We start from the raw sequence: 17,432 nt of genomic DNA on the forward strand, positions 1-17,432 counted from the left end.
TCGGTCGGTTGAGGCTTCGACCGTGCGCGCCGGCCACGCGCCGCGCAAGCGATATCGACGCCGCATCGACCATCGGCTAACAACGCGCGATGAGCCCGTCAGCTGAAAACGCCAACCCGACCGTCGAGGGTGCCCGTCGCGCGCTCGCCACGCGCCTCACGGCCGCCGGCAACGACTCGGCCGAGCTCGATGCACGGCTGCTGATCGGCGCCGCGCTCGGCCTAGACCTGACCGGCATGATCACCGGCGCCAAGCGCACCCTGACCTCTGACGAAGCGGATCGTGTCGAGGCCCTCGCACGACGCCGCCTCGCCGGCGAACCGGTCGCACGCATTCTCGGCGTCAAGGAGTTTTGGGGGCTGCCGCTGCTCCTTTCCGCCGCGACGCTGGTGCCGCGCGCCGACACCGAGACCGTGGTCGAGCGCGCGCTCGAGCTGCTGCGCGGCGACGGCGCGGAGGATCGCACCTTGCGGATCGCCGATCTCGGCACCGGTTCCGGCGCGATCCTGCTGGCGCTGCTCTCGGAACTGCCGAACGCGCATGGCTACGCCACCGACATCTCGGCCGAGGCATTGCAGACGGCGAGCCGGAATGCCGCCGAGCTCGGACTCGGCGCGCGCACGACATGGATCGCATGCGACTATGCCAGCGCCCTGACCGGCACGTTCGACCTGATCGTGTCCAACCCGCCCTATATTCCCTCGGCCGACATCGCCGGTCTCGACATCGAGGTGCGCGCGCACGACCCGCGCGCGGCGCTCGACGGCGGTCCCGACGGGCTCGACGCCTATCGCGCGCTGATTTCGCAATCTACGGGTCTTCTGGCCTCGGGCGGATTTCTGGTTGTGGAAATTGGACAGGGCCAAAGCGGCGACGTTGAAGCGCTGATGACGGCGTCCGGGTTATCCCCAACAGGCCCGCCGAGGGCCGACCTCGGGGGCATTCCGAGGGCCGTTTCGGCCCGCCGGCCGCCCCGATAAAGTCCTATTGGAACGCAAAAAAACCTCTTGGATTATCCCCCGGGAACGACTACGTTCCGGGCACAACATCGGTGCTGGCCCCGTAATCGTTACGGGTGATGACCAGGGTTCAGCAGAGCCCGCCGATCGAAAGGTTCCAGGAACGCAGGTCTATTGAGCGCAATAGCCGAAGCTGTGCTGCTCTGACCGCCAAGCGAACGAAAGCCTGTTATTGCGCTTGAAGACTTACGCACGAGAACTGGGCCTGTCTCAACGGGCGGTATGATTTGGTCGCTGGCGGGCATTGCCGGCGGTTGGGGAACGCGTCTTTGCTGCACGCGACTTTGCTGAACGAGATGGTCGGCGATATCGATGCCACTTCGAACGGTATTGCGATTCCGTGTGCCTAGGCGCGCGCCGAATCGAATGTGACGGATCGAACATGACGGACTGCAATCACTTCAGGGCTGGAATAAAAGGCGACAGATGAGAAACGGTCAGAACAACAAGCGGATGCGCAACCGGAACAATAATAACAATAACAACAACAATAACCGGCGCGGCCAGAATCCCCTGACACGGGTGTACGAATCGAACGGACCCGACATCAAGATCCGCGGCACCGCCTCCCACGTCGCCGAGAAATACGTCCAGCTCGCGCGTGATGCACGCTCCTCCGGCGATCCGGTGGCGGCCGAGAACTACTATCAGCACGCCGAGCACTACTACCGGATCATCGCGGCTGCGCAGGAGCAGTTCCGGCAGAATCAGCAGCAGCCGCGTCCCGACGCCGAGCCGGTCGTAACCGAAGACGGCGACGACGACGGCTATTCGAGCTTCGGCCAGGAGCCGGGCTTCGTGCCGCAGCAGCAGCAACCCTTCCTGCGCGAGAACGGCCAGCAGCCGTACCAGCGCGATCAGCAGCAGCCGCGCGAACATCGCGAGCGGGACCAGCAGCCGCGTGAGCATCAACCGCGCGAACATCGTGAGCGTGAGCATCGTCCGCAGCCGCAATACCAGCCGCAACCGCAGAACCAGCCGCAGCCCGCAATGGCGGATGCCGGCGGCGTCGATCGCTTGCCCTCGTTCATCACCGGCGGCGCGCAGCCGCAGGTCAATGGCGGGGCCTATGAAGGCAACAATGGCGGCGCAGAGCGCGGCGAACGCAGCGAGCGCTTCCCGCGCCGCCGCCGCCGTCCGCACAGCCCGCGTCCCGACATGGCGGCGCAGCCCGCGCCGAGCGGCGACGACTTCAATCCGGGCAACGAGTAACGCAGGTACGTATGCGGCCACCCTCCCCTCCAGGGGCGGGTGCGCCCTACTACTCCGAGTGACTCGATTTGCGCGTTGCCGTCGAGGACGGCACCAGCACCGGACGCAATGACGGGATCAGCTGGGTGCGTTCGCGGCGCGCGGGAATCGCGCGATAGACCTGCTTGCTGGCCTCCACGATATGCACGCCCGCGAACGGCATCGACAGCGCGGCGCCGACGCGCTCCCACGCCATCGCCGAGCGCAGGAACCAGCTGCCCTGCACCGGCGGCATGAACAGCGCCTCGCCCCATGACGCCGGCGTGAACCAGGTCTGCCGTAACAGCTGGGTGATCTGCGCCCGCGAATAGGGCCGGCCATGGCCGAACGGCGTGGCATCGGTGCGGGTCCAGACGCCGCGCCGGTTCGGGATGATCGCGATCAGCCGGCCCGACGGTGACAGCACCCGCCACACCTCGCGCAGCAGCCGCTCGGGATCGTCGGACATCTCCAGCGCGTGCACCAGCAGCACGCGGTCGACCGCGGCATCCGGCAGCGGCATCGAGAATTCGTCGATCAGGGTCGCCAGCGCCGGCCGGCCGGTCGGCCACTTCAGCACGCCCTGGGCCGCCGGCATGAAGGCAATGCAGCGCTCGCAGGTCTCGCGGAACAGGCCGAGGTAGGGCGTCGGATAGCCCAGCCCGAGCACACGCTGGCCGTCCGCGTTCGGCCACCGTGCGCGGATGCCGCGGTTGATCAGCTGCCGCGCCACGATGCCGAGGCGCTGCGAATAGAAGTCGCGGAGGTCGATGACGTCCATGGTTGCCAGCCTAACATGCCGGCAGTGAGCCGGCTGCGCGGAAAATTGCGTTGCCGCCGGAGCGTTAACGCCATATTTCACACCTATATTGGGCGCGTTAAGAGCATGACCCGGGAAAGTTGCGACCGGTTTTTCCCAGACGATCATGCTCTGAATGTCCGTCCCGTTTGTTCGTGGAGAAATCATGACCGCCGAGATTCGTACCTTCAGCTGCCTCACCGACAATTTCGGCTACCTGATCCACGATCCCACGACCAAGGCAACGGCGTCGATCGACGCGCCGGAGGCCGGCCCGATCATCAAGGCGCTGGAGCGCGAAGGCTGGACGCTGACCGACATCCTGATCACCCATCACCATGGCGACCATGTCGGCGGCGTCGCCGAGCTGAAGCAGAAATATGGCTGCCGCGTCGTCGCCCCGCACGACCACTCGGCCAAGATCGCCAATGTCGATCTGCGCGCCGCCAATGCCGACGTCATCAAGGTCGGCAGCCTCCTGGCCCGCGTGGTGGAAACCCCCGGCCATACGCTCGACCATATCTCCTACGTGTTCGACGGCGAGAAGGCGGTGTTCGCCGCCGACACGCTGTTCTCGATCGGCTGCGGCAGGGTGTTCGAGGGCAGCTATCCGATGATGTGGGATTCGCTTCTGAAGCTGCGTTCGCTGCCGGACGATTTCCGACTCTATTGCGGCCATGAATACACCGCGGCGAATGTGAAGTTCGCGCTCACCATCGAGGCTGACAATCCGCATTTGCAGGCGCGCGCGGCGGAGGTGACAAAGCTGCGTGCCGAGAACAAGCCGACGATTCCCGTGCTGCTCGGCGACGAGAAGAAGGCCAACGTGTTCCTGCGCGCCGACGAGCCTTCGGTTGCGGCGAAGCTGCACATGAAGGGCGCCGACCCCGCGCAGGTGTTCGGCGAGCTCCGCGAGCGCAAGAACAAATCCTGATGTCCCAGCTCTCCGCTGCCGACATCATCGCGCGGCTCGACCTGAAGCCGCATCCCGAAGGCGGGCATTATCGCGAGACGTTTCGCGACCAACGCTGCGATGCCGGTGGCCGCGCGCATTCGACCGCGATCTACTTCCTGCTGGCGCGGGGCGAGCGCTCGCACTGGCACCGTATCGACGCCGTCGAGACGTGGCACTATTACGCCGGCGCGCCGCTGACGCTGCGGATCGCGCGCGACGGCGAGCCGCAGCATGCGATCGCGCTCGGGCCTGACGTCATCGGCGGCGAGCAGCCGCAAGCAATCGTGCCGGCGGACGCCTGGCAGGCCGCGGAAAGCAATGGCGACTGGACGCTGGTCGGCTGCACCGTCGCGCCGGGATTCGAATTCGCGACGTTCGAGCTGGCGCCGAAAGGCTGGGAGCCGACTTAGTTCGTCATTCCGGGGCGCGCGGAGCGCGAGCCCGGAATCCATTGGGCCGCAAGTGCAAGCGGTGAAATGGATTCCGGGCCTGCGCCAAGTGGCGCATCCCGGAATGACGAGTTGATAACCCTCAGCGCTTCCACACCATGTCCTTCGCCGCAATCAGCCCACCGCCAGCAATCAGGATCGCGGCAATGGCGATGTTGGCGCTGGGCTTGGCAAAGCCCGCCAGGATCAGGAACGCGGTCGAGAGCAGCGGCGTAGCGTAGGAGGCGGCGCCGAGCACGCGGATGTCGCCGCGCTTCATGCCGATGTCCCAGGCGAAGAACGCAGCCCCCACCGGACCGATGCCGAGCGCCACAACCGCGAGCCATTGCAGCGGCGTCGCGGGCCACATCGTGGTCTCCACCATCATGTGCATCAGCGCCGCGAGCACCGCGGTCGCGAGGCAGAAGCCCGCCACGGCATCGGTCGGCACCGCCTTGAGCCGGCGCGACATAACCGAATAGGCGGCCCAGACGAACGCCGCGACGAAAGCCGCCGCGAAGCCCGGAATCTGTTCGCGGGTGAAGGCGCCGGTGTTGCCGGCGAACAGCAGCACGGTGCCGGCGAGGCCGAGCAGCGCGCCGATGACGTGATGGATCGCCAGCCGCTCGCCCGGCAGCAGCGAGGAGAACAGCACGATCAGCAGCGGCCAGAGATAATTGAGCAGGCCGGCCTCGGCCGGCGGCGCGAAGCGCAGCGCCAGGAAATACAGCGCGTGATAGCCGAACAGCCCGCCGACGCCGACCACCCAGGCGATCAGCGGCTGCCTCAACGCGACGAACGCCGACGGCCGCAGCAGGAAGCTCGCGAACGCCACCGCGGCGCCGATCGCAAAGGTCATGGCAGCGAGCTGGAACGCCGGGATCGCCCCGGTCGCAACCGTCATGACCGACAGCAGCGACCACATCAGGATGGCGGTCAGTCCGACAAGGGTGGCAGTTCGGGTCGTCATTGTCTCATCGTTGCGGGTCAACCGGCCGGCGCCAGCACATCGCTGCATCACCGTCATCCCCGCGCAAAAGCTTCGCCTTTGCGCGGGGATGACGGATTACAGTTCGGAGTGCCCGCCGACAACTGCCTGCTGATGAAAAGCGCTGCGAAGCAATCCTGCGGCGTCATACCGAACCTGGATTGCTTCGTCGCTAGCGCAAACGCCTGCATTTGTCGCAGGCAATGAAGGTAAAGGCGTCAGGCGTGATACTGGCCGCCGTTCACGGTCAGCGTCGAGCCGGTGATGAAGCCGGCGTCGTCGGCGGCGAGGAACACCACCGCGCGCGCGATCTCTTCCGGCTCGCCGAGCCGGTTGACCGGGATCTGCGGGATCACGCTCTTCTCGAGCACGTCCTTCGGGACCGCCTGCACCATCTCGGTGTTGATGTAGCCCGGGCAGATCACGTTCACGGTGATGCCGCCCTTGGCGTTCTCGAGCGCCAGCGCCTTGGTGAAGCCGATGTCGCCGGCCTTCGCTGCGGAGTAGTTGACCTGGCCGAACTGGCCCTTCTGGCCGTTGATCGAGGAGATCGAGATGACGCGGCCGAACTTGCGGGCGCGCATGCCCTCGATCACCTGGCGCGTCATGTTGAACAGCGAGCCGAGGTTGGTGTTGATCACCGCGTTCCACTGCTCGACGGTCATCTTGTGGAACGCAGTATCCTTGGTGATGCCGGCATTGTTGACGAGCACGTCGACCGGGCCGAGATCGGCCTCGACCTGCTTGACGCCGGCCGCGCAGGCGTCGAACGACGCGACGTCCCACTTGTAGACGGGAATCCCGCTCTCCGCCTTGAACTTCTCCGCCGCGGCGTCATTGCCGGCGTAGCTTGCCGCTACCTTGTAGCCGGCCGCTTTCAGCGCCTTGCTGATCGCAGCTCCAATACCGCGCGTTCCGCCCGTCACCAATGCAACACGTGCCATGTCCGTTTCCTCCTTGGCCGTCTTTTATAACCGGATAACTCCGGCCTTCGCACTCACTCAACAAAGCGCGATGGGATAAGGCTGAATCGTCATCGCGCTTTAGCTCCCCTCTTTTGAGCATGATCTTTTCGGAAAACCGCTTCACGCTTTTCCGCATCATGCTCCCGAAACAAAATGCCCGGCGCAAAGCCGGGCATCTTATTTATCAGCTCGCGCCGCGGTTGACAGATGATCTTTTCATCACCTAACCGGCCCCGCTGCCTTTTGTTCAGTCGCGTGCAACGCACATAGCGATGCCCATGCCGCCGCCGATGCACAGCGTCGCGAGGCCCTTCTTGGCATCGCGCTTCTGCATCTCGTGCAGCAGCGTCACCAGCACGCGCGCACCCGATGCGCCGACCGGATGGCCGATCGCGATCGCGCCGCCGTTGACGTTGACCTTGGCCGGATCCCAGCCGAGATCCTTGTTGACGGCGCAGGCCTGCGCCGCGAACGCCTCGTTGGCCTCGATCAGGTCGAGGTCGGCGATGTTCCAGCCGGCCTTCTTCAGCGCCGCGCGCGAGGCGGGGATCGGACCGGTGCCCATGATCTTGGGATCGACGCCGGCCTGGCCCCACGAGACGATGCGGGCCAGCACCTTCTTGCCCTGCTTGGCGGCTTCCTTGGCAGTCATCAGCACCACGGCGGCGGCGCCGTCATTGATGCCCGAGGCGTTGCCGGCGGTCACGGTGCCGTCCTTCTCGAATGCGGCGCGCAGCTTGGCCATCGCATCGAGCGTGGCGCCGTGGCGCGGATACTCGTCGGCGTCGACCACGATGTCGCCCTTGCGGGACTTGATGGTGACCGGGACGATCTCGTCCTTGAACTTGCCGGCCTTCTGCGCCGCCTCGGCCTTGTTCTGCGAGCCGACCGCGAACTCGTCCTGCTGTGACCTGGTGATCTGGTACTGCTTGGCGACGTTCTCGGCGGTGTTGCCCATGTGGTAGCCGTTAAAGGCATCCCACAGGCCGTCCTTGATCATGGTGTCGATCAGCTGGAGGTCACCCATCTTGACGCCACCGCGCAGATATTGCGCGTGCGGGGCCATGCTCATGGATTCCTGGCCACCCGCGACGACGATCGAGGAATCGCCGTTGAGCAGCGCCTGGTAGCCCAGCGCCACCGTGCGCAGGCCCGAGCCGCAGAGCTGGTTGACGCCCCAGGCCGGACTTTCCACCGGGATGCCGGCCGCGATCGAGGCCTGGCGGGCCGGGTTCTGGCCCTGCGCCGCGGTGAGGATCTGGCCCATGATGACTTCGGAGACCTGGCCACCCTCGACGCCGGCACGCTCCAGCGCCGCCTTGATGGCGATCGCACCGAGGTCGTGGGCCGGCGTGGTGGCGAAGGCGCCGTTGAAGCTACCGACGGGGGTGCGGGCGGCGCTGACGATGACGACATCGTCTGACATGGACATCTCCTATGGGTTGTAGCTGGGTTTCTCGACGGCGGGCGGCCAGTTTGGCGGGCCTGTCTCTTAATGACCATCCTGTAAAGCTCATCGAGCCATGTCAATCGAACTGTCGCGCAAATCGCGCCGCGACGCACTCAAAATGACGCCCTTGGCACATTCCTGAGCAAATCCTATGCTTTGGAATTAACCGCAAAGCACAAAACGGTAGCCGAGCGGCTTTGAAAATGCTTACCTTTGCTGCGATGCGTTGCATTTAGCCCTGCGGCGATGCCGTCGGGGTTCCAGGTTCTTCGGTGTTGAAGTGAGAGCCCATGGCAAAATCTGAACATCCGACCACGATCAAGAAATACGCGAACCGGCGGCTCTATAATACCGGTACGAGCACCTATGTGACGCTCGAGGATCTCGCGGCGATGGTGAAGGAGGGCGAGGATTTCCTCGTCTATGACGCCAAGACCGGCGACGACATTACCCGCTCCGTGCTCGCGCAAATCATCTTCGAGCAGGAGAACAAGGCCGGGCAGAACCTGCTGCCGACCACCTTCCTGCGCCAGCTGATCCGCTTCTATGGCGACAGCATGCAGATGGTGGTGCCGAAATATCTCGAACAGTCGATCGAGACGCTGACCAAGGAGCAGGAGAAGTTCCGCAAGCAGATCGCGGGCGCGCTGAGCGGCACGCCGTTTGCGCCGCTGGAAGAGCAGGTCCGCCGCAACATGGAGCTGTTCCAGCAGACCTTCTCGATGTTCAAGCCGTTCGTGCCGCAGCGCGGCGGCACTGAGGCCGAGAAGGTGCCGGAGCCCGCGCCTGACGACGGCAACATCGACGACCTGCGCCGCCAGATGAAGGACATGCAGGAGCGCCTCGAGCGCATGTCGCAGCCGGCGAAGAAGGACGAGTAGGTCTGAGTCGCTGGGCTGTCCAGTTCTGAATCCCGTCACCCTGAGGAGCCGCGCCCTTGCGCGGCGTCTCGAAGGGTCGACGGCCACCAGCCGGGCCATGCATCCTTCGAGGCTCGCTCCGCTCGCACCTCAGGATGGCGGGTTTTGTAGTGGCAGGCCGACCTACCCCGTAGCCGGCACGGTCTTCTCCGCCGGCACGTTCCACGGCCGGTCCGGCGAGGCGAGGCCGATCAGGCGGCCCTGGATGAAGTCGCAGCCCCATTCGCGCAGCATCACGGCGGCTTCCTCATCCTGCACCCATTCGGCGACCGTCTTGATCTCGAGGCGGCGCGCGAGATCGATCAGCGTCTGCACGAAGGCGCGATCGTCGGCCGAGCGCACGATGTTCTGCACGAAGGCGCCGTCGATTTTCACAATATCGACGCCGAGCTTGCGCAGATTGCGGAACGAGGTGTAGCCGGCGCCGAAATCGTCGATCGCGATCCGGCTGCCGAAATTCTTCAGCCGCGTGACGAAGCCGCGGACATCGTCGATATCCTGGATCGCGACCGTCTCGGTGATCTCGACGATCAACCGCTCGCCGACGCCGGGATGCGCGCGCATCAGGGATTCGATGGTCGCCCACCAGTCCGGATCCATCGTGGTGTCGGGCGAGATGTTGAGGCTGAGCTGCACGCCCGGCGCTGCGGCGAGCTCGGCGATCGCAAGCTCCAGCACACGATGATCGACCAGCCGGATCAGGCCGAGCCGCTCGGCGACCGGCACGATATCGGGCGCCAGCAGCGCGCGGCCGTCGTCCTGCTCCATGCGGACCAGGCACTCGTAGAACGCCGGCTGCCGCAGGCGCGCATCGACCACCGGCTCGAAGCCGATCACGATGCGGCGCTCGTTCAGCGCGGTGACGATCTCGTCGGTGACGCGGATGTTGACGCGGCGCTGGGCATCGCGCTCGACATTCGGCTTCCACAGCGCGAACGATCCGGCGCGGCGGCTCTTGGCGGCGTCCAGCGTCTCCTGGGCGCGATTGACCGCCTCCTCCGCCGATTTCGCGTGGCGCGGGATGGTGACGGCGCCGATCGATGCCGTCACCGACACCGGGCCAGACTTGGTCGGCACCACCTCATCGCGCACTGCGGCGAGGAAGCGCTCGGCCGCGACGTTGGTGTCGTCGACGGTGCAGTTGCGCAGGATCAGGCCGAACTTGTTGCCGGAGAAGCGGCCGAGCATGTCGCCGCTGCGCAGCCGCGCGCGGATCCGCTTCGCGACCTCGGCGATGACCGCGTCGGCGACATCGAAACCGAAGGCATCGTTGACCCGCGCCAGATGATCGATGCCGATCAGCATGAAGGCGCAGGAGGTGCGGAAGCGCGCGCACTCCTCGATCGCTTCGGCGAGCGAGGCGACCAGATGGGTGCGGTTGAGCTCGTTGGTCAGCGGATCGTGCCGCGACAGTTTCAAGAGCTGCTCGTCGCGGGCGCGGCGTTCATTGTTGACGCGGACGACGCCCTGCACGCGCGCCGGCTTACCGTCAGCGCCGGCAAACCAGCAGCCGGTCTCCTCGATCCAGATCACCGGCGCCGAGGTGACGGCGCGCACGCCATATTCGATCCGGTAGGGCACGCCCTCCCCGCTCTGCACCGGCGCCGACTGGCCGAGCGCATCCGCGCGAATGCCGCGCGATGGCTCGATCAGCTTGGCGAGCTCGGCACCGCTGGCGAGCGCCTCGGCAGGGATATCCGGGAAGACCGTCGCCGCATTGTCGCTCCAGGCAATCGCGTCGGTCGCCAGGTCCCAGGCGAATGTCGCCTGGCCGAGCGAGGCGAGGATGCTGGCAGCTGGCGGGACAGGTGGCATCGAACATGTCTCGATCTGGGACGGAGCCCGGTGATTCTCCACACCCTCAAGATAGTAGTTCCGGCGAATCCAACGCTAGGAGAAGTTGATAAATAATCTGGAAACCACGTTTTGGACCGCCCGGGAACGAACTGGGGATGGCGGGCATGACCCTTGCCATGAGGGTTGTCGCGGAGGGACGTGACGTCCCAAACTATGACGCTCCAACGGGTCGCAGGCGATGCTGGATATCGATCAATCGGAAATCCAATTGGAAGTCTTGGACGGCGAGTTCACCGACGTGGCCGGGGTGACCAGCACGGCTCTGGTGCCGCTGGCGGCGACCACCCATTGGGCACCCAAGATTCCGCTGCCCCACGGCGACCCTTCATTTTTGGCGCACCTGATCGCAACTGCCGCGCACGAACCGCAAACGCGCAGCCTGCGGCGTGGGTCATTGGCCGACGCGCAGAGCGCTTACGGCCCGCATGTCGACGAACGCCGCAGCGTGACGCGGCGCACAAGGCAAATCATCTAGCAAATCATCACGCGATCAGCGGGCCTTGACCGGCCGGTTACCGTGGCTGTCCTGCGGCACGCCGCGGCGCAGCGACATGTGGGAGTGAATGCCGAGCCAGCGCCCGTCGGCTTGCCGCGCGAGGATGATCGTGGCCCGCCCCGGCCGGTCGAAACGGCTGCCGTCCGGATGAAAGCCGGTGCTGGTCCAGGGTGTGATCACCGTCGCCATGCCGCCATCGGCACTCACCAGCACCTCGGTGTGCGCGAGATCGAAGGCGAAATCCGCGGTGCGGGGCCAGACATTGTCCCATTGCATCTCGGTCCAGCGCGTGCGGCCGTGGATCAGCTCCTGATAGGTGCCGAACGAGATGATGTCGGAATGCCAGAACGGACGGGCGGCGGCATAGTCGACTGCCCTGACGCAGGCGGCGAACCGTTCGAGCCAGTCGAAGATCGATTGGGTGGTCGTCTGATCGGCGATTGGAAGGGGCGCTTGCTGGCTCATGACCTCTCCCGCGAGAACCGTCTAGCGCTGCGGGGCGTCCGACGATGGCTGGCCGCCCGGCTGTAAATCCGGCGAGGCAACCGTCGGCTTCGGCGCAGACGGATCGAGCAGCACGGATTCCGCGACCGATGTCGCCGGAGGAACGGGCGCGGCCGCCGGCGGCGCAGCAGACGCCGGTGTGGCGACAGGCGCGGGCTCGACACGCGGCGCAGGTGCCACGGCCGGCGCGGGCTGCGGCGCCTCGGGCTGCGCCTTGCTGACGCTCGGCGCGGGTGCCGCGATCACCGCACGGCGACGGGTGCGCAGCGCAATTCCGGAAATGAAATCGACCAGCGCCAGCAGCGCGAGCAGGCAATAGGTCGAGTTGCCGAATTTCGGCCAGAGCACGAATTCGGCAGCGGCCGCGCCGAACACGATCAGCGACAGCAGATGATCGGTGAGATATTTGGCGCCGGGGCGCGCGCCCTTGATGACCTCGAGCAGCAACAGCAGCACGCCGGCCGCGAGCAGCATGTCGCCGAGCGTGATCTGCCACACTTCGCCCGACAGCAAGGTCAGCCTGATCAGCGGGTCCGTAAAGGACACGCCGGGCATCAGGAAAGCGATGATGTTGTAGACCGCGAGCGGAACGAGCAGCAGCGGAAAACCGACCATCGGGGCTTGCGCCTTATTCAGGAAGAACCAGCAATGCGGCGATGCTCATCGGCTTCGCCGCGGACGCGCCCGTCTTGACCGCACTCGTTGGCCGAATTCGGGCGCAGCGCCGTTTTGACCAGAGCGTGATCTGACCGGAAATCGCTAGACACTTTTCCGGATCATACTCGGCGGCGCGACAGCCGAAGGTCCGATCAGGACTCTTTCTTGGCCTTCAGGACCTGGCGGCCCTTGTACATGCCGGTCTTCAGGTCGAGGTGGTGGGGACGGCGCAGCTCGCCGGAGTCCTTGTCCTCGACATAGGTCGGGGTCTTGATCGCATCGGCCGAACGGCGCATGCCACGGCGCGACGGCGAGGTTTTTCTTCTGGGAACGGCCATGACGGTGTCCTCTAGGGGTGTTGCGGAGGCATCGTCCGAAATGGGGACGAGCGCACAGCGCTTCAAAGCGCCAGCTGCGATGCCGGTAAGGCCGCGCTTATAGAGGAAGGTCCAGCGTAAAGCTAGGGCTGAAGACCGCAAAATCCGCCCGAAATCGGCCTCAGGGGCCGCGATTTTCGCGCCAGCAGTGGGTCACCGTGTTGGCCCGAGCCATATAGGTCCCGGACAGCCTGCGCACCCCCGGACCCGGGCTCCGGGCGTTCCTTTTGACCGGATTCGGCAAGATCGCCGCCAACAGCGCTGCCTCCCGGGGTGACAGCCCTGCCGCGGACCGGCCAAAGGCATATTGGGACCCGGCTTCAACGCCGAACTGCCCGGACGGGCCCATTTCCGCGATATTGAGGTAGATTTCCAGGATCCGCTGCTTGGGCAGCACGAAATCGATCCAGAGCGCCAGCGGCAGTTCCAGCCCCTTGCGGATCACGCTGCGACCCGGCCACAGGAACAGGTTCTTGGCCACCTGCTGAGTGATAGTGGAGCCGCCGCGCGCCGCCTCGCCGTCCTCGGCATCGTTGAGCGCCTCGCGCAGTGCCCCCCAATCGATCCCGTGATGCTTGCAGAAGTGGGCGTCCTCGGAGGCCACCACGGACCGCGGCAAATAGGGCGACATGGCGCCGAACTCGATCCAATGCCGGGTCACCGGGGCCCCGCGCAGGGTCCGCCATGCCATCAGGGCCGAAACTGGCTGACCGGTGCGGTAGAACGGCGTCACCAGATAGGGCAGCAACAGCAGGGCCAGCAAAAGCAGCAATAAAATTCGGACGATGCGCAAAACGGGGGTTTCCGGGGAGGGCGTCTCCAGAGAGGATTTGCGACCCGCCCGCCAGGATACGGCCGGCGCCGTCAGACGTCTGCGGGATAATTCACGGTTTTTCCAGCACTTTTAAGGCGCAATCCGTCGGAGGGCAGCAATTGACGAAGCCGGTGCCATCAACGATTGTCCGGCCGAAAATCGATCTGGAGCAATTCTTAATGACGACCGGTACTGCAGAGTTTTCCAAGCGGCTGGACCAGACCGCGGAGGATACCGAAGCCCTGCTCGCGAAACTGCTGTCGGATGTGACCGAAAACGACGAGATCGTGCGCCCGAAGCGGCTGATCGAGGCGATGCGCTATTCGAGCCTCGGCGGCGGCAAGCGGTTGCGGCCGTTCCTCGCGGTCGAGAGCGCCGCGGTGTTCGGCATTCCGCGCGAGTCCGCGCTGCTGGTCGGCGCTGCGCTCGAATGCATCCACTGCTACTCGCTGATCCACGACGATCTGCCGGCGATGGACAATTCCGATCTGCGCCGCGGCCGCCCGACCCTGCACAAGGCCTATGACGATGCCACCGCAATCCTCGCCGGCGACGCACTGCTGACGATCGCCTTCGACATCATCACCCGCGATGCGATCCACAGAGATGCCCAGGTGCGACTGCTGCTGACCCGCGCGCTGGCGCGCGCCTCCGGCGTCGGCGGCATGGCCGGCGGCCAGATCCTCGACCTCGCAGGCGAAGGCCGCTTCGGCGACCGCGAGCCGGTCGACGTCGCACGCCTGCAGCAGATGAAGACCGGCGCGCTGCTGCGCTTCGGCTGCATCGCCGGCGCGATCCTCGGACAGGCTTCGCAAAAGGAATACCAGGCGCTCGACGATTACGGCAAAGCGCTCGGCGAGGCCTTCCAGATCGCCGACGATCTGCTCGACGTCGAGGGCGACGCCGCCGCGCTCGGCAAGCCGGCCGGCGCGGACGCCGCGCTGGGCAAGACCACCTTCGTCACCCAGCTCGGCATCGATGGCGCCAAGCAGCGCGTGCGCGATCTGCTGGCGCGCGCCGATGCCGCATTGTCGGTGTTCGGCGAGCGCGGCGACGTGCTGCGTGCCGCGGCGCGCTTCGTCGCCGAGCGCAAGAACTAGCTGGAAGTGAAATGAACAAGGAGTTCGACGACCGCCTTGTTCGTTTCCGCAAGCTGCCGATGCCGGTCCGCGTCGTCGTGGGCCGGCCGCGCACCTTCGTCTCGCTCGCACTCGGCATCACCGTTGCGCTGTTGATCCCCGGTGCGACGCGCCTCGTCACGCGCCTGCTCGCCGGCTGGGACGCCTTCGCCGCGCTCTATCTCGTGCTCGCCTATGTGATGATGCTGCGCTGTGGCGTCGCCCACATCAAGCGCAGCGCGATCCTGCAGGACGATGGCCGTTTCCTGATCCTGCTGCTGACCGCGTTCGGCGCGCTGGCGAGCCTGCTCGCCATCGTGTTCGAACTCGGCGCCTCCAAGGGCAGCCCGGCGGGCCTGGCGACGGCGATCGTCACCATCACGCTGTCATGGACCGCGGTGCATACCGCTTTCGCGCTACATTACGCCCATGAGTTCTATCGCGGCAAGACGCCCGGCGGATTGCAGTTTCCGAGCGGCGATGCGCATGCCGACGCCGATTACTGGGACTTCGTCTATTTCTCGTTCGTGATCGGGATGACCGCGCAGGTCTCCGACGTCGGCATCACCGACAAGATCATCCGCCGCACCGCGACCGTGCACGGCATCATCTCGTTCGTGTTCAACACCGCGCTGCTGGCTTTGATGGTGAACATCGCGGCGAGCGCGATCTAGCACGTGATCGGATTGGATCGCAGAGCAACCGCGACGGCACTGTGCTCCCTCGCCCCGTTCTTACGGGGTCGAGACAAGCGAAGCTTGCTCTTAGAGGGTTGGGGTGAGGGGCTGTCTCCGCGCAAACGGTAACAGCTGCGCTCGTGGAGAGTCCTCCTCACCCGGATTGCATCTACGATGCAATCCGACCTCTCCCCGCACGCGGGGCGAGGTGAAATGGTGCCCGCCGCCTGCTTCCGACTAACCTCATCAGGCCTAGTTGCAGACCTCGACATTGCCGACGCCGAGGCCGGGGCCGCCGCCACCGCGGTACTCGAGGTGGCAGCCGTGCCGGACCGGTCGGCATAGATAGGCGTCGCACATGATCTGGCCGCTGCCACCGCCCTCAGCCCTTGCACGCTTCTGCGGGCGCGGAATTCCCGCTGATGGGACCTGCGGTTCGCCCTGCTCGCGCTCCGGACGGAACGCACGGGCGCGCTCACGGCGCGACGGACGCTCGTCGCTGTCGCGCTTGGCCACCGGCTTCCGCTCGCGGCGCCTCTCGCATTCATTGTCATCGTTGAGGAACGAGCCCTCGGCGCAGACGATCCTGGTGCAGCGATCGCCGTCGGCCTTGTAGCCGCGCTCGCAGACCAGCGGGCAGACGCGCGCCTGCTTCAGCTTGATGGCGTCGAGCGTGTCGAGGTTCGCGGTCTTGATCTCGAGCCTGGTGCCGGCATAGCGGTTGAACAGCGTCAGCGAGCGCTGCGAGGCCGCGTTCCAATCGCCGTCGACCGCGCCGGTCAGGCAGCCGACCCTGCGCAATTCGGTCTGCACCGATTTGACGACATCGACCTCGGGTGAGCCGGTCGCCAGCGCCGCCACGGTCGTGGTCTTCTCGGGCGCCGGCGGAGGAGCGCCCGCCGCTTGCGCTGCTGCTTGATCAGAGGCCGTCTTGTCTGCTCCGGTTCGATCGGCGAGCGCCGCATCGGCTTGCCGCTTCTGCTCGGCCGCTGCCGCCTGCTCCTGCGCGACCTGCTTGGCCTTCTCGGCCGCAAGACGCGCCGCTTCGGCCGCCCTGGCGTCGGCCTCGGCCTTCGCCTGCTGCGCCTTCTGTGCGCCCTCCGCGGCGAGCCGAGCGCGCTCCTGCTCGGCCTGACGCGCCTTCTCGGTGGCGGCGACGCGCGCGTCCTCGGCAGCGAACTTCTCGAGCTGCAACCGCGCGAGATTGGCATAATAGCCGCTCGGATATTGGGCGAGGAAAGCGTTCATCGCGCTCTTGTTGCCGATCTGCAGCGCCAGCTCGTAATCGCGACGCGCCTCGGATTGCGGCGTCGGCACTGGCGCCGCGGGCGCGGCAGCTGCGGCGGGCGCGGGCTTCGGCGCCGCCGGCACCAGCGGCACGTCCTCGCCGCCGAGCGAGCCATAGACGAACGGCTCCTGGCGGTTGTTGGTGGTCTTCAGCACCTCGTCGCGGACATAGCCGAAGGCGCGGCGGACATCGAGGCCGGGGGTCGGCAGGAACTTCGACAGCGCCAGCGTGAACGGGCTGTTCTTGCCGTCGCCATCGGCCGCGGTGGAGCCGGCCTTCGCCGAATAGGCGATCAGCACATTCGGGCTGGTCGGCTCGACCTTGGCGAGCCCCTGCCCGATCGCCCGGGTCGCCAAGGTTCGTTTCATGGTCTTGGCAAACGGGTTGTCGCGGCAGGCATCGAGGATCACCAGCCGCAGCTTCCGCGCCGGCTCGATGGCAACCAGGATGCGGTCGAGCGAAAACGCCTCGTCATAGACGTCGGTGTCGCGCTCCAGCCTGGCATCGACCGGGATCAGGTAATTGGCGCCGTCCACCTCGATGCCATGGCCGGCGTAGTAGACCAGCGCGATATCGGCATCGCGGGCGAGGTCGGCGAATTCACGCAGCGCGCGGCGGGTTTCGACCGCCGGCAGGTCCTTGCGGAAATCAACCACGTCGAAGCCCGCGTTCTTCAACGTCGCGGCGATCACCGAGGCATCATTAACCGGGTTCGCCAGCGGCGCGGTGTTCCTGTAGGCCGAATTGCCGAGCACCAGCGCGACGCGCTTCTCGGCGAAGGCCGGCTGGCAGACGACCAGCAGAACGGCCGCGACGGCAAACAGCAATCGATTCAATTTCAACAGCCCAGACCCGTTCATGGCGACACTTCCAGGACCTGACGTCCAATA

At 65.9% G+C, this 17,432-nt stretch carries 18 protein-coding genes; 8 read left to right on the plus strand and 10 right to left on the minus strand.

Annotation, left to right across the window (positions count from 1 at the left end):
• Positions 1-89 precede the first annotated feature (89 nt).
• Together prmC and ACVINW_RS09270 are read left to right on the plus strand one after the other, a co-directional pair.
• Complete coding sequence (prmC, locus tag ACVINW_RS09265; protein WP_456751006.1) at positions 90-980, plus strand: peptide chain release factor N(5)-glutamine methyltransferase; 891 nt, start codon at positions 90-92, stop codon at positions 978-980.
• A gap of 465 nt (positions 981-1,445) precedes the next feature.
• Positions 1,446-2,231 (plus strand): DUF4167 domain-containing protein, encoded by a 786-nt coding sequence (locus ACVINW_RS09270; protein WP_456751007.1) that lies wholly within the window; start codon positions 1,446-1,448, stop codon positions 2,229-2,231.
• Between the two features lie 49 nt (positions 2,232-2,280).
• On the opposite strand, the gene ACVINW_RS09275 is transcribed toward ACVINW_RS09270, so the two are convergent.
• Complete coding sequence (locus ACVINW_RS09275) at positions 2,281-3,030, minus strand: class I SAM-dependent methyltransferase (protein ID WP_456751008.1); 750 nt, start codon at positions 3,028-3,030, stop codon at positions 2,281-2,283.
• Positions 3,031-3,214: 184 nt separating this feature from the next.
• Here ACVINW_RS09275 and gloB point away from each other — a divergent pair, with 184 nt between their 5' ends.
• Both gloB and ACVINW_RS09285 read left to right on the plus strand, forming a co-directional pair.
• A complete protein-coding gene (gene gloB / locus ACVINW_RS09280) occupies positions 3,215-3,982 on the plus strand; it encodes a hydroxyacylglutathione hydrolase (protein ID WP_456751009.1) in 768 nt (255 codons plus the stop codon).
• Positions 3,982-4,413: a cupin domain-containing protein gene (locus ACVINW_RS09285; RefSeq protein WP_456751010.1), complete on the plus strand. Its 432-nt coding sequence runs from the start codon at positions 3,982-3,984 to the stop codon at positions 4,411-4,413. The genes gloB and ACVINW_RS09285 overlap by 1 nt, the downstream gene beginning before the upstream one ends.
• Before the next feature lie 121 nt (positions 4,414-4,534).
• Here ACVINW_RS09285 and yddG read toward each other — a convergent pair whose 3' ends face one another.
• The 3 genes from yddG to ACVINW_RS09300 all read right to left on the minus strand — a co-directional run bounded on the left by yddG (position 4,535) and on the right by ACVINW_RS09300 (position 7,810).
• The gene (gene yddG, locus ACVINW_RS09290; RefSeq protein ID WP_456751011.1) at positions 4,535-5,401 is read right to left on the minus strand and encodes an aromatic amino acid exporter YddG; all 867 of its coding nucleotides are present in this window, start codon (positions 5,399-5,401) and stop codon (positions 4,535-4,537) included.
• 236 nt (positions 5,402-5,637) lie between these two features.
• Positions 5,638-6,363 (minus strand): acetoacetyl-CoA reductase, encoded by a 726-nt coding sequence (gene phbB, locus ACVINW_RS09295; RefSeq protein WP_456751012.1) that lies wholly within the window; start codon positions 6,361-6,363, stop codon positions 5,638-5,640.
• A gap of 268 nt (positions 6,364-6,631) precedes the next feature.
• A complete protein-coding gene (locus tag ACVINW_RS09300) occupies positions 6,632-7,810 on the minus strand; it encodes an acetyl-CoA C-acetyltransferase (RefSeq protein WP_456751013.1) in 1,179 nt (392 codons plus the stop codon).
• Between the two features lie 314 nt (positions 7,811-8,124).
• Between ACVINW_RS09300 and phaR the strand changes: the two genes are divergently transcribed.
• Positions 8,125-8,715 (plus strand): polyhydroxyalkanoate synthesis repressor PhaR, encoded by a 591-nt coding sequence (phaR, locus tag ACVINW_RS09305; protein WP_456751014.1) that lies wholly within the window; start codon positions 8,125-8,127, stop codon positions 8,713-8,715.
• A gap of 162 nt (positions 8,716-8,877) precedes the next feature.
• On the opposite strand, the gene ACVINW_RS09310 is transcribed toward phaR, so the two are convergent.
• Positions 8,878-10,569: a putative bifunctional diguanylate cyclase/phosphodiesterase gene (locus ACVINW_RS09310; protein ID WP_456751015.1), complete on the minus strand. Its 1,692-nt coding sequence runs from the start codon at positions 10,567-10,569 to the stop codon at positions 8,878-8,880.
• 220 nt (positions 10,570-10,789) lie between these two features.
• Between ACVINW_RS09310 and ACVINW_RS09315 the strand changes: the two genes are divergently transcribed.
• Positions 10,790-11,086, plus strand: a complete 297-nt coding sequence (locus tag ACVINW_RS09315) for a hypothetical protein (RefSeq protein ID WP_456751016.1) — start codon at positions 10,790-10,792, stop codon at positions 11,084-11,086.
• 15 nt (positions 11,087-11,101) lie between these two features.
• On the opposite strand, the gene ACVINW_RS09320 is transcribed toward ACVINW_RS09315, so the two are convergent.
• From ACVINW_RS09320 to mtgA, 4 genes are all read right to left on the minus strand, one after another.
• On the minus strand, positions 11,102-11,572 hold the full coding sequence (locus ACVINW_RS09320) for a YybH family protein (protein WP_456751017.1): 471 nt from the start codon (positions 11,570-11,572) through the stop codon (positions 11,102-11,104).
• Between the two features lie 21 nt (positions 11,573-11,593).
• Positions 11,594-12,226, minus strand: coding sequence for a hypothetical protein (locus tag ACVINW_RS09325; RefSeq protein ID WP_456751018.1), 633 nt, complete (start codon positions 12,224-12,226; stop codon positions 11,594-11,596).
• Between the two features lie 194 nt (positions 12,227-12,420).
• Entirely contained in the window at positions 12,421-12,606 is a 186-nt protein-coding gene (gene rpmF / locus ACVINW_RS09330) for a 50S ribosomal protein L32 (protein WP_021077536.1), read from the minus strand.
• Between the two features lie 160 nt (positions 12,607-12,766).
• Positions 12,767-13,438, minus strand: coding sequence for a monofunctional biosynthetic peptidoglycan transglycosylase (gene mtgA, locus ACVINW_RS09335; protein WP_456751019.1), 672 nt, complete (start codon positions 13,436-13,438; stop codon positions 12,767-12,769).
• 200 nt (positions 13,439-13,638) lie between these two features.
• Between mtgA and ACVINW_RS09340 the strand changes: the two genes are divergently transcribed.
• Both ACVINW_RS09340 and ACVINW_RS09345 read left to right on the plus strand, forming a co-directional pair.
• On the plus strand, positions 13,639-14,559 hold the full coding sequence (locus ACVINW_RS09340) for a polyprenyl synthetase family protein (protein ID WP_456751020.1): 921 nt from the start codon (positions 13,639-13,641) through the stop codon (positions 14,557-14,559).
• Positions 14,560-14,570: 11 nt separating this feature from the next.
• Positions 14,571-15,251 (plus strand): DUF1345 domain-containing protein, encoded by a 681-nt coding sequence (locus tag ACVINW_RS09345; protein WP_456751021.1) that lies wholly within the window; start codon positions 14,571-14,573, stop codon positions 15,249-15,251.
• A gap of 255 nt (positions 15,252-15,506) precedes the next feature.
• Here ACVINW_RS09345 and ACVINW_RS09350 read toward each other — a convergent pair whose 3' ends face one another.
• A complete protein-coding gene (locus ACVINW_RS09350) occupies positions 15,507-17,402 on the minus strand; it encodes a caspase family protein (protein ID WP_456751022.1) in 1,896 nt (631 codons plus the stop codon).
• Positions 17,403-17,432: the final 30 nt, after the last annotated feature.

The sequence above is a fragment of the Bradyrhizobium sp. USDA 4461 genome (assembly GCF_054055655.1).

Bases quoted from the DNA above. Each gene is read 5' to 3' on its own strand.
- ACVINW_RS09325 (WP_456751018.1), bottom strand. From the start codon at position 12,226: ATGGTCGGTTTTCCGCTGCTGCTCGTTCCGCTCGCGGTCTACAACATC.
- phbB (WP_456751012.1), bottom strand. From the start codon at position 6,363: ATGGCACGTGTTGCATTGGTGACGGGCGGAACGCGCGGTATTGGAGCT.
- ACVINW_RS09315 (WP_456751016.1), top strand. From the start codon at position 10,790: ATGCTGGATATCGATCAATCGGAAATCCAATTGGAAGTCTTGGACGGC.
- ACVINW_RS09310 (WP_456751015.1), bottom strand. From the start codon at position 10,569: ATGCCACCTGTCCCGCCAGCTGCCAGCATCCTCGCCTCGCTCGGCCAG.
- ACVINW_RS09350 (WP_456751022.1), bottom strand. From the start codon at position 17,402: ATGAACGGGTCTGGGCTGTTGAAATTGAATCGATTGCTGTTTGCCGTC.
- rpmF (WP_021077536.1), bottom strand. From the start codon at position 12,606: ATGGCCGTTCCCAGAAGAAAAACCTCGCCGTCGCGCCGTGGCATGCGC.
- phaR (WP_456751014.1), top strand. From the start codon at position 8,125: ATGGCAAAATCTGAACATCCGACCACGATCAAGAAATACGCGAACCGG.
- ACVINW_RS09285 (WP_456751010.1), top strand. From the start codon at position 3,982: ATGTCCCAGCTCTCCGCTGCCGACATCATCGCGCGGCTCGACCTGAAG.
- ACVINW_RS09270 (WP_456751007.1), top strand. From the start codon at position 1,446: ATGAGAAACGGTCAGAACAACAAGCGGATGCGCAACCGGAACAATAAT.
- gloB (WP_456751009.1), top strand. From the start codon at position 3,215: ATGACCGCCGAGATTCGTACCTTCAGCTGCCTCACCGACAATTTCGGC.
- ACVINW_RS09320 (WP_456751017.1), bottom strand. From the start codon at position 11,572: ATGAGCCAGCAAGCGCCCCTTCCAATCGCCGATCAGACGACCACCCAA.
- ACVINW_RS09340 (WP_456751020.1), top strand. From the start codon at position 13,639: ATGACGACCGGTACTGCAGAGTTTTCCAAGCGGCTGGACCAGACCGCG.
- ACVINW_RS09345 (WP_456751021.1), top strand. From the start codon at position 14,571: ATGAACAAGGAGTTCGACGACCGCCTTGTTCGTTTCCGCAAGCTGCCG.
- yddG (WP_456751011.1), bottom strand. From the start codon at position 5,401: ATGACGACCCGAACTGCCACCCTTGTCGGACTGACCGCCATCCTGATG.
- prmC (WP_456751006.1), top strand. From the start codon at position 90: ATGAGCCCGTCAGCTGAAAACGCCAACCCGACCGTCGAGGGTGCCCGT.
- ACVINW_RS09300 (WP_456751013.1), bottom strand. From the start codon at position 7,810: ATGTCAGACGATGTCGTCATCGTCAGCGCCGCCCGCACCCCCGTCGGT.
- ACVINW_RS09275 (WP_456751008.1), bottom strand. From the start codon at position 3,030: ATGGACGTCATCGACCTCCGCGACTTCTATTCGCAGCGCCTCGGCATC.